Source organism: Pseudomonas sp. MF5691 (assembly GCF_016405645.1).
GTDB lineage: Bacteria > Pseudomonadota > Gammaproteobacteria > Pseudomonadales > Pseudomonadaceae > Aquipseudomonas > Aquipseudomonas shahriarae.
Genome location: NZ_JAEKDC010000009.1, coordinates 160,420 through 178,132, shown reverse-complemented (window position 1 = coordinate 178,132; position 17,713 = coordinate 160,420). Strand labels below are relative to the sequence as shown.

General features: G+C 56.6%; 13 protein-coding genes and 1 pseudogene. 6 read left to right on the top strand and 8 right to left on the bottom strand.

From position 1 onward, the window contains the following. The first annotated feature begins 55 nt into the window (after positions 1 to 55). Positions 56 to 1,240, top strand: coding sequence for a purine nucleoside transporter PunC (gene punC, locus JFT44_RS15450; protein ID WP_115128661.1), 1,185 nt, complete (start codon positions 56 to 58; stop codon positions 1,238 to 1,240). Between the two features lies 1 nt (position 1,241). Here the strand turns inward: punC and JFT44_RS15445 are convergent, their stop codons facing one another. Further along, the gene (locus JFT44_RS15445; protein WP_169989656.1) at positions 1,242 to 2,075 is read right to left on the bottom strand and encodes a nucleoside-binding protein; all 834 of its coding nucleotides are present in this window, start codon (positions 2,073 to 2,075) and stop codon (positions 1,242 to 1,244) included. Between the two features lie 143 nt (positions 2,076 to 2,218). Beyond that, positions 2,219 to 3,169: a LysR family transcriptional regulator gene (locus JFT44_RS15440; RefSeq protein WP_198830882.1), complete on the bottom strand. Its 951-nt coding sequence runs from the start codon at positions 3,167 to 3,169 to the stop codon at positions 2,219 to 2,221. Positions 3,170 to 3,341: 172 nt separating this feature from the next. Between JFT44_RS15440 and JFT44_RS15435 the strand changes: the two genes are divergently transcribed. Next, entirely contained in the window at positions 3,342 to 4,853 is a 1,512-nt protein-coding gene (locus JFT44_RS15435; RefSeq protein WP_057438561.1) for a nucleobase:cation symporter-2 family protein, read from the top strand. Positions 4,854 to 4,987: 134 nt separating this feature from the next. Here the strand turns inward: JFT44_RS15435 and JFT44_RS15430 are convergent, their stop codons facing one another. From JFT44_RS15430 to JFT44_RS28700, 6 genes and pseudogenes are all read right to left on the bottom strand, one after another. Further along, positions 4,988 to 5,740: an alpha/beta fold hydrolase gene (locus JFT44_RS15430; protein ID WP_057438562.1), complete on the bottom strand. Its 753-nt coding sequence runs from the start codon at positions 5,738 to 5,740 to the stop codon at positions 4,988 to 4,990. 180 nt (positions 5,741 to 5,920) lie between these two features. Next, positions 5,921 to 6,544 carry a hypothetical protein gene (locus JFT44_RS15425; protein WP_198830881.1) on the bottom strand — a complete coding sequence of 208 codons (624 nt, stop codon included), beginning with the start codon at positions 6,542 to 6,544 and terminating at the stop codon, positions 5,921 to 5,923. 209 nt (positions 6,545 to 6,753) lie between these two features. Then, positions 6,754 to 9,090 carry a TonB-dependent receptor gene (locus tag JFT44_RS15420; RefSeq protein WP_233098365.1) on the bottom strand — a complete coding sequence of 779 codons (2,337 nt, stop codon included), beginning with the start codon at positions 9,088 to 9,090 and terminating at the stop codon, positions 6,754 to 6,756. Positions 9,091 to 9,235: 145 nt separating this feature from the next. Next, positions 9,236 to 10,171 carry a FecR family protein gene (locus tag JFT44_RS15415; RefSeq protein WP_198830880.1) on the bottom strand — a complete coding sequence of 312 codons (936 nt, stop codon included), beginning with the start codon at positions 10,169 to 10,171 and terminating at the stop codon, positions 9,236 to 9,238. Between the two features lie 5 nt (positions 10,172 to 10,176). Further along, positions 10,177 to 10,674 carry an RNA polymerase sigma factor gene (locus tag JFT44_RS15410; protein WP_225923810.1) on the bottom strand — a complete coding sequence of 166 codons (498 nt, stop codon included), beginning with the start codon at positions 10,672 to 10,674 and terminating at the stop codon, positions 10,177 to 10,179. Positions 10,675 to 11,501: 827 nt separating this feature from the next. Next, positions 11,502 to 11,913 (bottom strand): annotated as a pseudogene (locus JFT44_RS28700) (IS5/IS1182 family transposase); the annotation flags it as partial. A 279-nt stretch (positions 11,914 to 12,192) separates the two neighbouring features. Between JFT44_RS28700 and fimA the strand changes: the two are divergent. From fimA to JFT44_RS15390, 4 genes are all read left to right on the top strand, one after another. Then, positions 12,193 to 12,753: a type 1 fimbrial major subunit FimA gene (fimA, locus tag JFT44_RS15405; protein ID WP_057960263.1), complete on the top strand. Its 561-nt coding sequence runs from the start codon at positions 12,193 to 12,195 to the stop codon at positions 12,751 to 12,753. A gap of 489 nt (positions 12,754 to 13,242) precedes the next feature. Further along, complete coding sequence (locus JFT44_RS15400) at positions 13,243 to 13,953, top strand: fimbria/pilus periplasmic chaperone (protein WP_225923809.1); 711 nt, start codon at positions 13,243 to 13,245, stop codon at positions 13,951 to 13,953. A 123-nt stretch (positions 13,954 to 14,076) separates the two neighbouring features. Beyond that, positions 14,077 to 16,707, top strand: coding sequence for a fimbrial biogenesis usher protein (locus tag JFT44_RS15395; RefSeq protein ID WP_057960262.1), 2,631 nt, complete (start codon positions 14,077 to 14,079; stop codon positions 16,705 to 16,707). Positions 16,708 to 16,730: 23 nt separating this feature from the next. Then, positions 16,731 to 17,708 carry a fimbrial protein gene (locus JFT44_RS15390; protein ID WP_169989658.1) on the top strand — a complete coding sequence of 326 codons (978 nt, stop codon included), beginning with the start codon at positions 16,731 to 16,733 and terminating at the stop codon, positions 17,706 to 17,708. The last annotated feature ends 5 nt before the right edge of the window (positions 17,709 to 17,713 follow it).

The window sequence follows — 17,713 nt, the reverse complement described above, 5'->3', positions numbered from 1 at the left end:
TTCATAATAGGTGCCAGTCAGCAAATTGTTTGATGGCAGTACTTACAAGGCTTCAATGAAAAACTCTTTTGGTTTTACCTGGTACCTGGCGGGGCTGAGCATGCTCGGCTATCTGGCCATGGATATGTACTTGCCCGCGTTCGGCGCCATGGGCGAACACCTGCAAATTTCCCCCGGTGCGGTGGGGGCCAGCTTGAGTATCTTCCTCGCCGGTTTTGCCGTGGGGCAACTGCTCTGGGGGCCGCTGTCGGACCGCCTGGGGCGCAAGCCGATCCTGCTGGCCGGCCTGAGCCTGTTTGTGCTCGGCTGCCTGGGGATGTTTTGGGTCGAGACCGCGCCGCAACTGCTGGCGTTGCGTTTTGTACAGTCGATTGGGGTGTGCAGCGCCGCAGTCAGTTGGCAGGCGCTGGTGATTGACCGGTACCCGGCCGACAAGGCGCACCGAGTGTTTGCCAGTATCATGCCGCTAATGTCCCTGTCACCGGCTCTGGCACCGTTGTTGGGGGCGGTGGTGTTGAATCACTGGGGCTGGCAGGCGATCTTTGCCGTGTTGCTGGTCGTCTCGCTGTTACTGCTGTTGCCGACTCTGTTCCTCAAACCGATGCCCAAGCGCCTGGCCACTGATGGCGAACAGTCGCGGCTGGGTTACGGGCAATTGTTCAAGTCGCGGGTGTTTACCGGCAATGTGATGATCTTCGCCGCGTGCTCCGCCAGCTTCTTCGCCTGGCTCACCGCCTCGCCATTTATTCTCGGTGGCATGGGCTACAGCCCCAATGACATCGGCCTGAGTTATGTGCTGCCGACCCTGGCGTTTCTGGTGGGCGGCTACAGCTGCCGCAGTGCCCTGCAACGGTTCCAGGGCAAACTCCTGTTGCCGTGGTTGCTGGTGGCCTATTGCGTGAGCATGGTGGCGTTGTATCTGGTCGCGACCTTGACGGTGCCGACGTTGACCACCTTGCTGATTCCGTTCTGCCTGATGGCCCTGGTCAACGGCGCCAGCTATCCGATTGTGGTGGCGAATGCGCTGATGCCGTTTTCGGAAAACTCCGGCAAGGCCGCCGCCCTGCAAAACACCCTGCAACTGGGCTTGTGCTTTGTCGCCAGCCTGCTGGTGTCATCCTTGCTGGAGCAGCCGTTGCTGGTCACGGTGATCGTGATGCTGGCGACCGCGCCGCTGGCGGTGCTGGGTTACTGGCTGGCGCGGACCAAGGCGGATGAGTCGCAGATGGCGCCGGCCTAGCCTAGAAGGTCACTTCCATATTCAATGTCGGTGTCGAGGTGCGGCTGCCACGGCCGCCATCGACCCCGAACTTGTTATGCCAGTATTCGTAGCCTACCCCCAGGTACAGGTTGGGCTTGACGCTTTTGCCCGGCCGTACCGCGACCATCAGCGCGGTGCGCATCAGGGTTTCTGTGGCGGTGTCGCGACTGTTGTAGTCATGGCCTTTGTCACCGACATGGTTGATAAAGCCCTGGAACTTCGCGCCATGGTTGCCGAGTTCGAATGGGCGCATCCAGGTCAGGTTGAGCATGTAGGTGTCGTCGAAGGTGTGGTTCGGATCCTTCGCACCGGGGATGCCGGAATGGTTGTTTTCCTTGTAGTACATCAGGCTCAGGTCCAGCACCCCGACCGTATTGAACTTCACGGTCGGCCCGATCACCAGGGCGCGTTTTTTCGCGGATGCCAGGTTGTTGTTGCGGTTGGCATCGAACCCCAGGGTCAGCGCGTAATCCTTGATCAGCCCGGTGCCCAGCGGCCTGTCGAAGACCCGTGACGCATACAGCTGATGGCGGTAGACCGCATACGCCTCGCTGCCGCCGTGATCGGTGCCCTTGCGTGGGTCACGGCTGTCGGACAGGAAGACGTCGAGGTTGAGGAAGTTGCTGCCGTACTGGTAGCCACTGGCATGGGTGAAGCTGTAGATGCGCTTGCTGAATTCGTCGGGGTTGTTCGGATTGGTGAACTGTTGTCCGTAGCGAAATCCTACGCTGTTGTTCATCCATTCCACCGCGACAGCCTCCCCGCCGCCGAGGAGTGTGAGTAATACGGTTGCGCCGTGCAGTGCCTTTTTCATTGTTTTAGTTCCTTTGGCGTTTGGCTCGTGGCAGCCGTGCAGGGGCCGCCGGGCGCAGTATCGACACAACCGCCGTGATGCTCAAAGAACAGAATATCGACTGGGCTGCTGCCGAATCGGCAGCACTGAAGCTGGCCTGCAGGTCAGTAAATACGCGGTGTACAGGGCAATTCTTCGCGTTCACGCAAAGCGATTTCCTCGCTGATCAGGTGGGCCATCGACTCGACCGCCGTGGGCAAATCCCGACCTTTGCGCGCATACAACCCCAGGTCGCTGAACATCCCGCCCTGGTCGCTCAAGGGAATGTGCAGCAACTCACCCCTGGCCAAATCGGCCTCGATCCCGATGCGCGTCTGGAACGCTACCCCCAACTGCTGGCGCGCCAACTGCCGCGCCAGTTCCATGGAATTGCTTTGCAGCAAGGGCTTGTGCGCGGCCGACGAGCGCTTGTGCAGCGGGGCGATCAGGTGATGGATCGACAGCTCGCTGTTGGCCTGGATCACCCCGTGCTCGGCGCACAGGGTGTAGCTGACGCTGGCATGGGAAGCCAGTGGATGCCCCGGCGCTACCAATGCCCCGAGGCGGAAATGGCCGACACACAGTTGCGTGGTTTCCGCGCTGCGCGGCAGGGCGAAGGCCAGCCCCAGGTCTGCCTGGCCATTGATCACCGCCGCCGGAATGGATTGTGAGCCCTGCACGGTCACACCGATGGTCACCGCCGGGTAGCGCTGGCGCATGCGTTTGAGCACGGCGGGCAGCAACTCCACTGTCGCGCCTTCCACCGTGGCGATCTCTACATGCCCGGTCTGTACCTGGTTCAGGCCTTCCAGTTCGCCGCGCACCCGTTCCACATCCTGCAACACCAGGGTCACATGGCGGGTCAGGATTTCCCCGGCCGCAGTCAGGCGCAGCCCACCGGGCAGGCGCTCGAACAGGGCCGCGCCGACTTCGTCTTCGAGTTTGAGAATCTGCCGGTTCACTGCCGACGAGGCCACGTTCAGCCGGCGCGCGGCTTCGCGGATCGAATGGCAGCGGCGGACCATATCGAAGTAGCAAATGGCCGCAGAGTGGATACGCAGCGTGCGGTTGAGCATTTTTTTCAGGTCCTTGTGGGCACGGCTTGAGGCCTTTGGGCAGGGCGGCTGAATGGATTTTTGTAACGTCGATAGCAGGTATCTTGTGGAAATGATTGTATACAACTCTATGGACATCCAATCTTTCTATTGCATACAGTGAGCGCACAACAAAAACAGAGATCCCCTCACCATGACTATCCCGAAGGCGTCACCGCAACGGCCAGAAGATGAGAATCTTGGCGTCGCTGCCAACATGGCTTACGGCCTGCAGCATGTACTGACCATGTATGGCGGCATCGTGGCCGTGCCGTTGATCGTCGGCCAGGCAGCCGGGTTATCCCCCGCCGACATTGGCCTGTTGATCGCCGCGTCGCTGTTTGCCGGTGGCCTGGCTACGCTGTTGCAAACCCTGGGCCTGCCGTTTTTTGGCTGTCAGTTGCCCTTGGTGCAAGGGGTGTCGTTTGCCGGTGTGGCGACCATGGTGGCGATTGTCGGCAGCGACGGCGCGGGCGGTGTGCCGGCGATCCTGGGCGCGGTGATGGCCGCGTCGCTGATCGGGTTGCTGATCACCCCTATATTCTCGCGAATTACCAAGTTCTTCCCGCCGTTGGTGACCGGAATCGTGATTACCACCATCGGCCTGACGCTGATGCCGGTCGCCGCCCGTTGGGCCATGGGTGGTAACAGTCGCGCCGCTGACTTTGGCAGCATGCCGAACATCGGCCTGGCGGCCATCACCCTGGTGCTGGTGCTGTTGCTGAGCAAGGTGGGCAGCGCCACCATCTCGCGCCTGTCGATCCTGCTGGCGATGGTGTTTGGCACATTGATCGCGGTATTCCTCGGCATGGCGGACTTCTCCACCGTGACCCAGGGCCCGATGATCGGCTTCCCCACGCCGTTCCACTTCGGCATGCCGACCTTCCATGTAGCCGCGATCCTGTCCATGTGCATCGTGGTCATGGTGACCCTGGTGGAAACCTCGGCGGATATTCTGGCGGTGGGCGAGATCATCGACACCAAAGTTGACTCCAAGCGCCTGGGCAACGGCCTGCGTGCCGACATGCTGTCGAGCATGTTTGCGCCGATCTTCGGTTCGTTCACCCAAAGCGCCTTCGCACAGAACGTCGGCCTGGTGGCGGTGACCGGGGTCAAGAGCCGCTATGTGGTGGCCACGGGTGGTCTGTTCCTGGTGATCCTTGGCCTGCTGCCCTTTATGGGCCGGGTGATTGCGGCAGTGCCCACCTCGGTGCTGGGCGGCGCCGGGATCGTATTGTTCGGCACCGTGGCGGCCAGTGGGATCCGCACGCTGTCCAAGGTCGATTACCGTAACAACATGAACCTGATCATTGTTGCCACCTCCATCGGTTTCGGCATGATCCCCATCGCTGCGCCGAGCTTCTACGATCAGTTCCCCAGCTGGTTTGCGACCATCTTCCACTCGGGGATCAGCTCCTCGGCGATCATGGCGATCCTGTTGAACCTGGCGTTCAACCACTTCACAGCCGGCAACTCGGACCAGCAATCGGTGTTCGTCGCCGGCACCGAGCGCAGCCTGTGCTTCCAGGATGTGGCGGCACTGCGGGACGGGGATTATTTCAGCAAGGGCAAATTGTTTGATGCCGAGGGCAAGGAGATCCCGGTGGTGGATGCATCACCGCAGAAAGCGACGGTGGCGGGGCGGGCTGAAACCAGCGAGGTGTAACGCCACAAAAAACTGAATGTGGCGAGCTTGTGTGGGAGCGGGCTTGCCCGCGATAGCGGTGGGTCAGTTGATCACTATTTGACTGACACTCCGCCATCGCGGGCAGGCCCGCTCCCACATTGGATTTGTGGTGTTTAGAAGACCGTTGGCGAGCACACCTCATCCAAAAATTTCACCACTGTGCCCATGCACGGCTGGCGCTCCTCCACATGGGGCATATGGCTGGAGTCTTCAAACAGCGCTCCGCGCACATCGCCGATTTCATCGAGGAACGCTTTGAATTCCAAGGAAGCGGCCTGGTCGTGGCGCCCGGAAATCACCAGGGTCGGCACCTTGATCTGCGACAACCGGCCAATGTCGAGGGGGCCATGCAAGGCGTTGTACACCGTAGGGTCGGCCGCCATCTGCGCGAAGGTGCGTGCCACTTCTTCGGGCCACGGGTTGATCCGGCACAGGGGCTGGTCATCGAAGCCGGCCGCCAGGTTGGCAGCGATAAAGGCGCACAGGCCCCGGGGTTGGCGAATCGCGTGTTCACTGCCGAGTCTGCCGCCCCAGGCGTGCCCGAGAATCGCGTAATGGTTGTGGATGTGCAGATGGTCGAGCAGGTTGTCCAGCTCTTCGAGAAACAGCTCAAGCGTCCAGAAATCTGCGGGCTGGTGGGGCAGGTGGGTGGAGTGGCCATTGCCCAGTTGGTCATAGTGAATCACCGCATGCCCGCTGGCTGCCACGTCCTTGAAGGCTTCCAGATAGTCATGGGTACCGCCGGGGCCGCCGTGGAGAATGACCAGTGGGGCCTTGCCGCTGTCGAGGTTGCCGGTCACGCGATACCACGTCTGGTAACCGCGAAAGGCTGCATAGCCTTGGCGGGTCTGTTCGATGAATTCCATTTCCGGCCCTGCCATCAAAAATTGGTCGGGTACACGATAGTTTGAACAAAACGTTTAAGTAACTGGCAAAACGGCTAGGTTTTCGTGGCGAGTCGGCAAGGCCCTGGGGTTGTCGGCAGCGCAGTTGCAAAAGTTGAAGGGCCTGGCGGGTGTTCATCGACAGGCCCGCTAACAGTGCTGTCAGTCGGACAGCAGTTTGCTCAGGGCGCCTATATCCATCGCTTCATTGATCGTCACAGGGGCCGAAAAGGTAAAGCGCTCCTTATAGAGCGATTCATATTCCATATCGGCAAACACTTCATTCTCTTGCAGGAAAAGACTGAGTTGAAACAGGCAATAGCCCCCAAATAGTGTGCTCTTGGTCGGCGATAGGATGGCTATCTCATTGCCGGGCCTGACAGCCGCACCCTCGGTGGGCCAGCCTTTGGAGAAGCACTCGGGTTTTAGCCGGGCTTTTTTCAACACGGCTGGCCAACGGCTGTCACCCAGACCGTCGAATTGTTCGCCACCCACCCGGATTTTGAATGAGGTGATGATGCCGGGCCCGATACCTTCGTTGGAAAGATACAGGCCTGCTTTTTCTGCGGTCAGGTGGGGGGTGACCATCAGATACGGCCTGACAGACAGCCGGTTGTGCTCACGCATCAGGTCCAACTGCCAGAAGGAAATCGACGCGGCGGCAATGGAAATCACCACGGCCGCCAGCGAGAGGACTGTGCCGGAGGAGAACCGGGGCTTTTTCGGTGTCAGGGTAGCGGTGGGGCGACGGGGTTTGAAAAGGGGATGGTCATGCTTCTTTTTCACGGGGCGACGTCCTGTCGGGAGGGTTGCAAGATAAATCTCGGGCAAGAAAACCTGCATGTCTGCAGGCTGCTGCTGGCGTGGGGCTCACGACCTGAACTCGAATATACAGACAGGGCATTGATGCCCCACCGGAGGATGAGGTCACAAGCGTTTTTATACCGGCCGGGCCACGGCCGGATCCTTCCCTGGATCTGGCGACAAACGGCTGTTTAGAAGCTGTAGCGGGCGGTCAGTTTCACATTACGGGGGTCGCCGTAGATGTCGTACGGGGTATAGCCGCCATTGGCTACGCTGCTGTAGTAGGTGCGGTCAAACAGGTTGTTGAGGTTGAGTTGCAGGTCCAGTTGCTCACTGGCCTTGTACCCTGCCACCAGGCCGACCACCGTGTACGAGCCCTGCTGGTTTTTCCAGGCAGTGGCGCCGGTGCCGCCCGAGGTGCGGATGCGGCTCTGCTGGTAGACATCACCGCCAACGCGCCAGCGCTGCAGCTCACCGGGCAGGCTGTAGATTGTCGACAGCTTGAACAGTTGGCGCGGTTTAGCGCGGTCGAAGTCCTCGCCCTCGCGGGCGGCGTTGGCGTCGTTGACGTATTTCGTCTGGGTGTAGGTGTAACCGGCGGACAATTGCAAGTCGTCGGTCAGGGCGCCCTGGATTTCCAGGTCAATGCCCTTGCTGCGCACCAGGCCGGCAGCCTCAGAGCATTCACTGGCGGGGCCCGAACCGCAGCCTTTGAAATCGGGCAGGTCCTGGGCGCGATTCTTCTGATCGACCTGGAAAACCGCCATGCTGGCGTTCAGCGCGCCATCAAAATATTCGCCCTTGATGCCCACTTCGTAGTTCTCGCCCACTATCGGTGCGATCACTTTTCGGTCGAGGCCTTTGTTGCTCTGGGGCTTGAAGATATCGGTGTAGCTGACATAGACCGAGTGATTGGCGTCCAGATCGTAGACCAGGCCGGCGTAGCGGGTCAGATTACGCGTAACCTTGTAATTGCCTTCACTGTTGGCGCTGTCTTCGAACGCGTACCAGTCCAGGCGGCTGCCGAGAATCAGCGACAGTGGCTCGGTCAAACGCAGGCGGGTGCTGGCATAGAAACTGTCTTGAGTGGTGGTCTCTGGCAGGCCGTTGTCGCCCCTGACGTAATCGGGTTTGGCGTGACCCCGAGGGTCCCACTCGAAGGGATTGCTGCCCGTGTCGATGAACGCGCTCCAGGCCTTACCGGAACGATAATCCAGCTCGCGCCGACTGAGGCCGACCGTCAGGTCATGCTCTTGCCCGAGCATCTGGAAGGGGCCGCTGAGTGCCAGGTCGTAGCCGGTCTCCTTCTGCTCCATGGCTTCTGTCCATAGATAGTGGCGATCGTAATCCCACACCGAAGAGGCCAGCACGTCGGTGTCGGTCTTGGACTGCATGGCTGCCAGGCGCAGCTTCCAGTCGTTGGCCAAGCCTTGCTCCAGGGTCGCGAAATAGCCAGTGGTGCGATTGTCCGAGTATTCCCAGTCATGCCCCAGGAAGGTGTCGCGTGGCAGCCCCAGATGACCGCCGCCACGTGCCATGGGCAATCCGCCCCAAATGTAGTTGGTGTGGTTCTTCTGCCGGTAAGCCCCGAGTGTCAGGGTGGAGTCATCGCTCAGGTCGGCGTCGACCACGCCGTAGAACAGATCGGCATCACTCTCCACCGAGTCTCGGAAGCTTTTGGCGTCTTGCCGCGAGACCACGGTGCGGGCGCGCAGTGTGCCGTTTTCATTGAGTGGGCCGCCGACATCCAGGGTGCCGGAGTAATCATCCCAACTGCCGGCACTGCCGGTGAGCGTGGCCTGGAATTTATGGGTCGGGCGCTTGCGCACCAGGTTGATGGCGCCAGCAGGGTTGCCCGCGCCCTGGGCCAGTCCGCTGGCGCCACGAACGATCTCGACCCGGTCATACATGGCCAGGTTGGCTTCTCCGCTGGGCAGGTAGGTCAGGAAGCTGGTGGGAAAACCGTCGTACATGATGTTGTCGATGTCGAAGCCGCGCGCACTGAACGTCGGCCGGCCAGCCCCGCCGGAGTTATTGAGAAAAATCCCCGGCGCACTTTTGGCGACATCGCTGATGCTGGTCATGGCCTTGTCGTCCATGCGCTTGCGCGTGACCACGCTGACCGACTGCGGTGTTTCGCGCAAGGTCAAGGGCAGCTTGGTGGCAGTCTGCATGGCCCCGGTGGTGTAGGAACCGGTGTTCTCGGTCATTTCGCCCAGTTCCTGACCGACGATTGCCGTTGCCCCCAATTGCAGGGGGCCGCTCGATTCAGGGGCTTTCTCCAGCATCACGCTATTCCCACCGGTAGCCCGCCAGGTCAAGCCGCTGCCTTGCAGCAGTTCAGCCAATGCGGCCTCCGGTTCTTTGGAACCGACGACCCCAGGGCTGTGCTTGCCCAATACCAACGTGCCATCGAATATCACCTGTAAACCGCTTTGAGCGGCCAGGCGGTTCAGTGCGCCTGCCAGGGGTTGCGGTGCGATATCGAATGAGTGGGGGTCGGCAACCGCCAGGCCGGATATCAGCATGCACAGCATTGTCAGTGGGGTTACGGACAAAGATTTGACTCGCAAACCTTTAGGTAACGGATGGTGCATCGGAGCTCTCCCTAATACGAATCATTATCGCTATAGGGAGGGAAGACGGGCGACACGCCCATAACCGTAAAAATAGTTAAGTTTTGGGTGAAACCACCAGCAGGTAGTTCGTGTAGCGCTCGATTCTGAGTGGGAAGACCTTCTCCAACGTGGCCAAGCCTTCGTCCAAATGATCGAGTTGAAAGGTGCCGCTGACCTTGAGCGCGCCCAGACGCGGGTCTCGTATTATGAAAATTCCCGGCCGATAGCGTTCGACCTGCTCCAACACCTGCGCCAGTGGTGTCAGCTCAAATACCAAGCGACCCTGCTCCCACGCCAGACTCTTGTCGACATCCACACGCTGCTTGGCGCCCAGGCCGTCGGCACGTCCGGCAACGGTCTCGCCAACGCCCAGCGTCAGCGTGTCAGGTCCGTCGGTGACGGCCACACGGCCGCGGCGCACCGTGACATCAACGTGTTCGCCCTCACGGCGCACTGCGTAGATCGTACCCAGGGCCGTTGCGTTGAAGGCACCAGCCTGCACACTGAAGGGGCGCTGCGGGTCCGGCGTTACATTGAACAGGGCCTCGCCCTTGCGCAGGGTAATGCGCCGCCCATTGCCCGTGAGATTCACATCGACAGCGCTGTTGGCATTCAGGGTGATGTGCGAGCCATCAGCAAGGACGACCTGTCGACGCTCACCGGTGCCAGTGTAATAGTCCGCATCCAATGCCATGCGTTGCATCCACGCCACACCAAGACCGAGCACCAACGACGCCGCGATGCCCATCGCCCACATTCGCCGCGAAGATGGCCGTACTGCAGCGGGAGGCTCGGCCAGATACGCACTTAAACACCACACCCGCCGCGCCTCGACAAAAGCCCGCTGATGCTCCGGTGCCTGCTCGCACCACGCCCGTGCCTCTGCCCGATCAGAGGGCAGCGCCGAACCCGAGGTGAGGCGAATCACCCATGCATGGGCAGCGCGCTGAACCTCGGTAACGGACGGGGTGGTGTCGGGTTGATCGTGCATACCGGCTATCGTTGTAGGCATTGGCTGAGAAAGCCGAGCGCAATGGCTAATTGTTTTTCAACCGTACTGGTCGAGACTTGCAGTTGCAAAGCCACTTCTTTGTGGGGCAGGTTTTGCAGCCGACACAACGTAAATATTTGCTGGCACTGGGCAGGTAAACGGTGCAGGGCGTGGGCCATTGCCGCGAGATCTTGTTGTGCAACCACGACATCGAACAGCGCCGGGCTTTCACCTGTCACTTCGTAAAGATAGCCCATGCCTTCGTCGAGGTGCTCTCGGGTTTGCCTGCTGCGTGCATGATCAATGGCCAAGTTTCGAGCAATCTTAAAGATAAAACCGCGAAGATTGAGCACCGGCTTGCGCGGCGGCTGACGGAGCAGGCGGAGGTAGGTTTCCTGAGTCAGATCGGCCGCAGCCTCAGGATTTCGCAACTGGCGATGAAGAAACGAACGCAACTCGCTGGCATGGGCCCGGAAGGCCAGCTCAAGCTCGTCGGTGGTCATGCTCGACATTGGCAGGGGTCACGCAGCGGAAAGTCATGCACTTTAATGATAATGTTTCGTATTAACAATGTTTTTTTGGGGCTGCCATTTGAGTGGCCGGCTACTGAGAGTGGTGGCTTGGGAATGCAGGTGAGGCAGATGATCGGGCTGCGTTGGCGATCAGCTCGTAAGCGCCGCCAGATACCTCATGCGTTAAGGTATAAAACGACGACTGAATCGTGCGGCTCTTAATTTTAGTCCCACTCCTATTTGTTTCTTTTTTTACCCTGATAAGATTTTTCCTGAGATGGCCTTCGCAAGTTTTCAGCATGATCATGAATGCCGCCGCGTTCAACGAGCTCAGTGCGTTACGTTTAATTACGTTGGCGTCCGATGCTGCGTGCGCACATCGGCTTGCTTCTAGGGGGGGCAGTGCTTTGGAGTCCCGTACCTGGCTGGCATGGACGGCAGGAGGGTGGCCAGTCATTCGTGATTGAATGCGCGGTGCCAGGACAGTAGTGTAAATACTTTATTGTGGGGGGCGTCGGCTGGGAAAGTCTCTGTATGTTTTCGATGGTTTAGCGGCGGCTTGATCATGTTAAAGATTTTTGTGAGCATTTTAATTAGAGGCCATCACGGCTCTCGTGTTTTGTTTGGTGTCTTTGTCAAAGAGGAAATATCTTCAGAGTTACGACCACTATCGGTACCACGCATCAAATCAGGTACTGCTTTCTTGAGTTGGATTGGATTCTTTAACTACGAATTAAAGCTTTAGGTCACCACCTTCTTGTGGTGGGTCTTTGGAGATTGGATTTTGTTGGTTTGGAAAGCCAGTGGAGGGGTTAGAGATTGCGCGCTCCTTCCCCGTTATTGGCCAAGCTTGAAACATGAATGATAGTGGAATCGACGAGGGTGTCCTGGCGCAGCGACAGGTCTTTTCTTGCAAGTAGCCGGTGATGGCTACAAGGGTTGCAGGGGCGAGCCTATACTTCTTCAGTAAGGGCTGAACGCTTATGATCGTCGGTTTCGTAAAGAGCTTCTTCCATGGCTGGATCACTCAGGAATAACCAGTTCTGTGACGGATGAATAAATGCATGGTCTCAATTTTATGCCGCCGCCGGCCTTGGGCTAGAAAGTCTCGATCAGCCCCAATAGGTCTGCCTAGGGCGTAACTATATCCATCTCGGCGAGGAAACATTTGCGCCGTGTTTACTTGAGTTTATCGGCGTGCTCACAATCAGAAAAGCTTATCTGGTTCATGGCTGACTCGGATCAGTTAGTTGTGCGTATTTCGGCATGTCCTCGAACTTGATCGGGGATTTTACAGGGGGGGTGTCACACTATTAGTTGAGGGAGGAAGGGGTGGATGAGTGTTTGCACTAGAATGAAATTTCGCTGTAAAAAAGGTGAATTTTCTACATTTCTTTTTCTTAGTTGTTAGGTAATATTTTTGAACTTGCTCGGTTTATCTCGCAAGTGCAGATTCATTTTGATTTTCCAAGTGTTTAAGCACTAATAACTATCCAGGAGCTAAAAAGCATGCGTATTAATTCTTCTGTACAGACTCTTGTGGCGGCGTCTTTGCTGATGTCCAGCATTGGTGTTATGGCCGCCCCGGTTCTGTCGAACGGTGGGACCGTACATTTTAAAGGTGAAATTGTTAATGCTGCCTGCTCGGTCAGTGCCGACTCAGCGGACCAGACAGTAACATTGGGGCAGTACCGATCTGCGAAGTTCAAAGCGGTAGGCGACAAAACTGGATTGGTTCCTTTCACTATCAAGTTGCAGGATTGTGACAGTACAGTTTCTTCCAAGGCTTCTGTGGCCTTCACTGGTACCGTTGATGCTGCTGACCCTAGCGTGCTTGCTGTCAGCAATATCGGTGGCGGTTCGTCCGGTGCAGCCGGCGGTGTGGGTATTGAAATATCCGATAGTCAGGGGGCAGTGTTAGTGCCCAATAGCGGGATGTTCTCTGCGTCTCACCAGCTGAAAGATGGCGACAACGTGTTGGCACTCAATGCGCGTTATAAGTCAACGCTTGCGGCAGTGACGCCGGGTGCGGCAGACGCAGACGCAACCTTTACCATGCAATACGAGTAATGCTTCTGTAGCACACGGATACTAAGGACGACAGTGCTGCCAGGGAAGGTGGCAGGGCTAATCGCATCTGGGGGTTGTTTTTGAGTGCTAAACACCGCTATGCGCGGCTCTGTTCTGTCGTTCTTTGACTGCTGTTGCTAGCAACAAATACAACGTACTGATCAATGGTGGGGTTGTTCATATCTGTGGTGCAATTACGGCGCAAGCCTGCGGTGTTTCGGCTGAGCGCGTTGTGCAAATTTCAGTATAGAGAGTGGTAAAAACTCTGCTGCCAGCGTCGGGCTGGCTAATTTTTGTAATGCCGGAAACGGCGTTGTGCCTAACGCTGCATCCGAGCCACTGGTTCTTCTGCGTGAGGGTGCGATGTTGTTTCGTTTTTCTGCTCGTGAGATGAACGGCGGTAACGCGAATACCTGTACCTGGTTTGCTGTTTCGTACCAATGATCGCTACCGGGCAGGCGTTGTACTTGTTAATTTAAAGGGGTTTTTGTGTTGATAAAGTACGCTTTACGCTTTCGCAATGTAACAGCTGGCTTAATTGTTATATTCAGCTCCTTTTACACCTTAACGGCACAGGCTGGTGGTGTTGCACTGGGCGCAACGCGAGTTGTTTATCCGGCCGGCGCCAAACAAGTATCGCTGGCGGTGAACAACAGCGACAAAAAAAATCGTTTCCTGATTCAATCGTGGGTTGATGACGTTGCTGAGAAGAAGTCATCTGACTTTGTGGTGACGCCACCATTGTTTGTCAGTAAACCCAAAAGTGAGAATACCTTGCGCATCATGTATGTCGGCGCTGATTTGCCGAAAGACCGCGAAAGTGTATTTTGGCTAAACAGCAAGGCCATTCCTGCTGTTGAGCGTGACGATTTACAGGATAAGAACGTACTGCAGATTGCTATCTTGTCGCGGGTCAAGTTGTTTGTGCGGCCTGCCAATTTGCCTTCAACTGCTGCTGACGCACCTGGGCAATTGAAGTTCTCGCGTCAGGGCGAAGTGCTGAAAATTGAGAACCCATCGCCCTATTATGTTTCGCTCGTCAGTCTGGCGATCGGTACGCGTAACTTGCCAAATACTATGGTTCCGCCGATGAGCAACAGTAGTGTGTCGATTCCAGACAGTGCTTCAGGAGCTGTCAGTTACCAAACAGTAAATGATTACGGCGCCATCACGCCTGTCACAACGGTGCCATTGAAGTAATAAGTTTGAATTACATTGCCGCTCAATATTCTCACATGCTCAAGTAAATGATTTTCCATCGCTGCATGGAAACGTTTGAAAAGCGTCATGTTGCGCCGTGCTTTCAGGTGCTGGTAGGGGCTTATGCTAACGATTAATCTTAATAAATCTAAGTCTGCTGGCAGTGTTTTTTTTACGGTCAGCTTTTGCATGGCTTGCATTGTCAGTACCGCCACGAAGGCAGAGGAGTTCTTTAACCCGGCCTTTCTGTCTGGTGACCCAAATGCGGTCGCCGACCTTTCGCGTTTCGAAAAAGGTGAAGGGCAGGCTCCGGGCAACTACCGCGTTGAAATCTATTTGAATGATGAATATATGTCCACCCAGAACCTTTCGTTTGGAGCGCGCCATCGTGCATCAGAAGGCGAAGCGCAGTTGGATGACTCCGGGTTGAGTGCCTGCATTACCCGTGAGCATTTGGAGCGTGTGGGTGTGAAAGTTGAATCATTGACCTTGCTGCAAGGCGCTCTGCCGGATAAGTGCATCGATCTGGCGGCAGCCATACCCCAGGCTGGGGCGCGGTTCGACTTTGAAGGTCAGCGTCTGTACATCAGCATCCCACAGGCTGCTCTGAAAAGTAATGCACGGGGCTACGTTTCACCCGATGAGTGGGATCATGGCATTAACGCATTGTTGCTGAACTACAACTTTACCGGCAGCAACACCCGTAACAGTATGGGTGGGGGCAGCGCCAACTACGGTTTTCTGGGGCTGGATAGCGGTGTTAACTTGGGTGCCTGGCGTTTCCGTAACACGTCCAGCTTGATCTACAGCAACGGCTATGGACGCGGCACTAACGAATGGCAGAGCATCAGTACCTATGCGCAACGCACGATTGCACCCCTGAAGTCAGAACTGACGTTAGGTGATAGCTCTACCCCGAGTGACGTTTTCAACAGCTTGGGGTTTCGCGGCGCGCAATTGGCTTCAGATGACAACATGCTGGCGGACAGTTTGCGCGGGTTTGCACCTACCGTGAGAGGGATTGCCAACAGTAATGCCAAAATCACCATCAAACAAAATGGCTATGTCATTTATCAAACCTACGTCGCGCCAGGACCTTTTGAAATTAGTGATCTTTACCCTACCTCCAGCAGCGGGGACTTGAAAGTTACGGTGACCGAAGCTGATAGCTCGGAAAATACTTTCACTGTGGCTTACTCGGGAGTGCCAGTGCTGCAACGTGAAGGGCGGGTAAAGTATGCGCTGACGGTGGGGCAGTATCGCAGTAACACGATAGAACAGGGTAAACCAGGTTTTGGCCAAGGTACTGTTATCTGGGGCGGCCCGCATGGCATCACGCTTTATGGTGGCTCGCAACTCGCCAACAATTACACTGCCTTCGCCGTTGGGTCGGGGGTTAACCTGGGGACATGGGGTGCAGTGTCGGCAGATTTGACCCAGGCGAATAGCGTACTCGCCGATGACAGCCGGCATCAGGGGCAATCGTTGCGCTTTTTGTATGCCAAGTCGCTAAACCAGTTGGGCACAAACTTTCAATTGCTGGGCTATCGCTTTTCAACCCAAGGTTTTTATACGCTGGATGATACCAGTTACCGCCAAATGAGCGGGTACAAGGTGAATGCTCAAGATGGGCCGGTGGAGATAAAACCGACCTACCAGGATTACTTCAACCTCAATTACACCCGCAAAGGCCATACGCAAGTGAGCGTCACCCAGCAATTGGGGAATAAAGGCTCGGTATTCCTGAGCGGCAGCCGTCAGTCCTACTGGAACAGCGACAAAACCGATGATCTATGGCAGTTGGGATATAGCGGCTTTTGGCGCGATATCAATTACAACGTGACGTATAGCTACAATAAAAGCGCGAGCATGGGCGGTTCGGATAACCAGTTATCGTTGAACTTGTCTTTTCCGTTGGGTGACTGGCTGTCCAAGGGCGGCAAGAGCACCGACATTACCAGCTCCCGAAACACGATGTACGGCACTTATTCGGCTAATACCGATACACACGGTCAGATGACCCAGCGTGCAGGTGTAAGTGGTACTGCAACGGCGGATAACAACCTGAATTACAGCGTACAACAAGGTTACGGTGACCAGGGGGGCGCAAGCGGAAGTGCGAATCTGCGCTATCAGGGCGGCTATGGCAACGGCTCTGCCGGTTACAGCTACAACCGAAACTACCAGCAAGTCACCGTTGGGCTGAGCGGCGGTTTAGTGGGCCACGCCAACGGCGTGACCTTCAGCCAGCCATTGGGGGATACCAACGTGTTGATCAAGGCGCCAGGCGCCACTGGAGTCAAGATTGAAAACGCGACCGGCGTCAGGACCGACTGGCGCGGCTACGCGGTGATGCCTTATGCAACCACCTATCACACCAATCGAATCGCACTGGACACCACCTCGCTCAAAGACAATGCCGATCTGGACGAACCCGTCATGAACGTAGTGCCTACCCGCGGTGCACTGGTAAGGGCCGAGTTCATCACGCGCGTCGGTGTAAGAGCACTGGTGACTCTGGTGCAAACCAACGGCCAACCTGTGCCGTTCGGTTCTACCGTTGAACGGCAGGACGGCAAAGGCGGCAGCATCGTCGGTGAAAACGGTCAGGTTTATCTGGCGGGCTTGCCGCTCACGGGAGACTTGTCTGTGAGCTGGGGGCCGGGAACACGTCAGGCGTGTCACGCCCGCTATCAGTTACCCAAAAGCAGCGAAGGCAACGTCGTCAGTTACGCCAAAGTAGAGTGCCAGTGATGGTGGGGAGTAGGGTGGTAATCATGTTAAGCAGAGCGATTGGACTGTTGCTAATACTCAGTAGCGTCCCGGCAATGGCCGATTGTACTGGCTGCAATCAAGCAATCAATTTGACGCTGACTGAAACATTGGACAGCCATGCCAATGAGCCAGGGCAAACGAAGATCTCGTCAAACTTTACTGTGAACTCTTTTCAAATGGGCATGGGGGAGGGGCTAAAGAGCATCTCTTTCACAAGATTTAATAATTCTATGCCGCCTTACAACACCGCCCCTGATAACTGGGTTTATCAGCCGGTGGATGATTATCTTGCCGTTGCTGTTCGATTTCGCGGGGTTTGCGGATATTCTTACGCTCCCTTCAATCGGCCAGTTCTTGACACGAGTACCTGTCGGCCTGGTAAGACAGGCGATAAATTCGTAGATACGACTTGGGAAAGCTCAATAAAAATTACGCAAAAGATGGTAGGAGGGGTTTACCGGAAGAATTTGTTATTAGGTACTTGGGGAGCATGTGAGGGGGTATGCAGTGTTCAAAATGTTATTTTTGCAAAAGTGTATTTGAACTATAGCATTACCGTCCCTGAAAATTGCGTGCTCGATACGAATGACCTCGTGACGGTGGATTTTCCCAACAGCATCTCCACTGGAGCGTTCAAAACGGCCGGTGCCAAGGCAGAGGGGGTTAGTCCCGAGGTTCGATCCATTGCCCTGCAGTGCAGCAATATCAAGCAGCAGGCCAGCCTGACGATGCGTGTTCAAGCTGATGACGTCAGTGGCGATGCCATTGTCTCGACTAATCCGGACGTCGGCTTCGTGGTCACCGACAAGAGCGAAAAGCACCTGAGACCGAACTCGTTCAACAGCTTGATTCCATTTAAGCTGGACAACAACGGTAGCGCTAACGTCACCATCAAAGTCTTTCCGGTCAGTGTTACCGGGAAACCACCTGCGGAGGGGCCTGTTACCTCGCGGGCGTATCTTCGGGTTGACTATCAATAACAGGA

Bases quoted from the DNA above. Each gene is read 5' to 3' on its own strand.
- JFT44_RS15395 (WP_057960262.1), top strand. From the start codon at position 14,077: ATGCTAACGATTAATCTTAATAAATCTAAGTCTGCTGGCAGTGTTTTT.
- JFT44_RS15440 (WP_198830882.1), bottom strand. From the start codon at position 3,169: ATGCTCAACCGCACGCTGCGTATCCACTCTGCGGCCATTTGCTACTTC.
- JFT44_RS15445 (WP_169989656.1), bottom strand. From the start codon at position 2,075: ATGAAAAAGGCACTGCACGGCGCAACCGTATTACTCACACTCCTCGGC.
- fimA (WP_057960263.1), top strand. From the start codon at position 12,193: ATGCGTATTAATTCTTCTGTACAGACTCTTGTGGCGGCGTCTTTGCTG.
- JFT44_RS15390 (WP_169989658.1), top strand. From the start codon at position 16,731: ATGTTAAGCAGAGCGATTGGACTGTTGCTAATACTCAGTAGCGTCCCG.
- JFT44_RS15420 (WP_233098365.1), bottom strand. From the start codon at position 9,090: ATGCTGATATCCGGCCTGGCGGTTGCCGACCCCCACTCATTCGATATC.
- punC (WP_115128661.1), top strand. From the start codon at position 56: ATGAAAAACTCTTTTGGTTTTACCTGGTACCTGGCGGGGCTGAGCATG.
- JFT44_RS15430 (WP_057438562.1), bottom strand. From the start codon at position 5,740: ATGGAATTCATCGAACAGACCCGCCAAGGCTATGCAGCCTTTCGCGGT.
- JFT44_RS15415 (WP_198830880.1), bottom strand. From the start codon at position 10,171: ATGCACGATCAACCCGACACCACCCCGTCCGTTACCGAGGTTCAGCGC.
- JFT44_RS15435 (WP_057438561.1), top strand. From the start codon at position 3,342: ATGACTATCCCGAAGGCGTCACCGCAACGGCCAGAAGATGAGAATCTT.
- JFT44_RS15410 (WP_225923810.1), bottom strand. From the start codon at position 10,674: ATGACCACCGACGAGCTTGAGCTGGCCTTCCGGGCCCATGCCAGCGAG.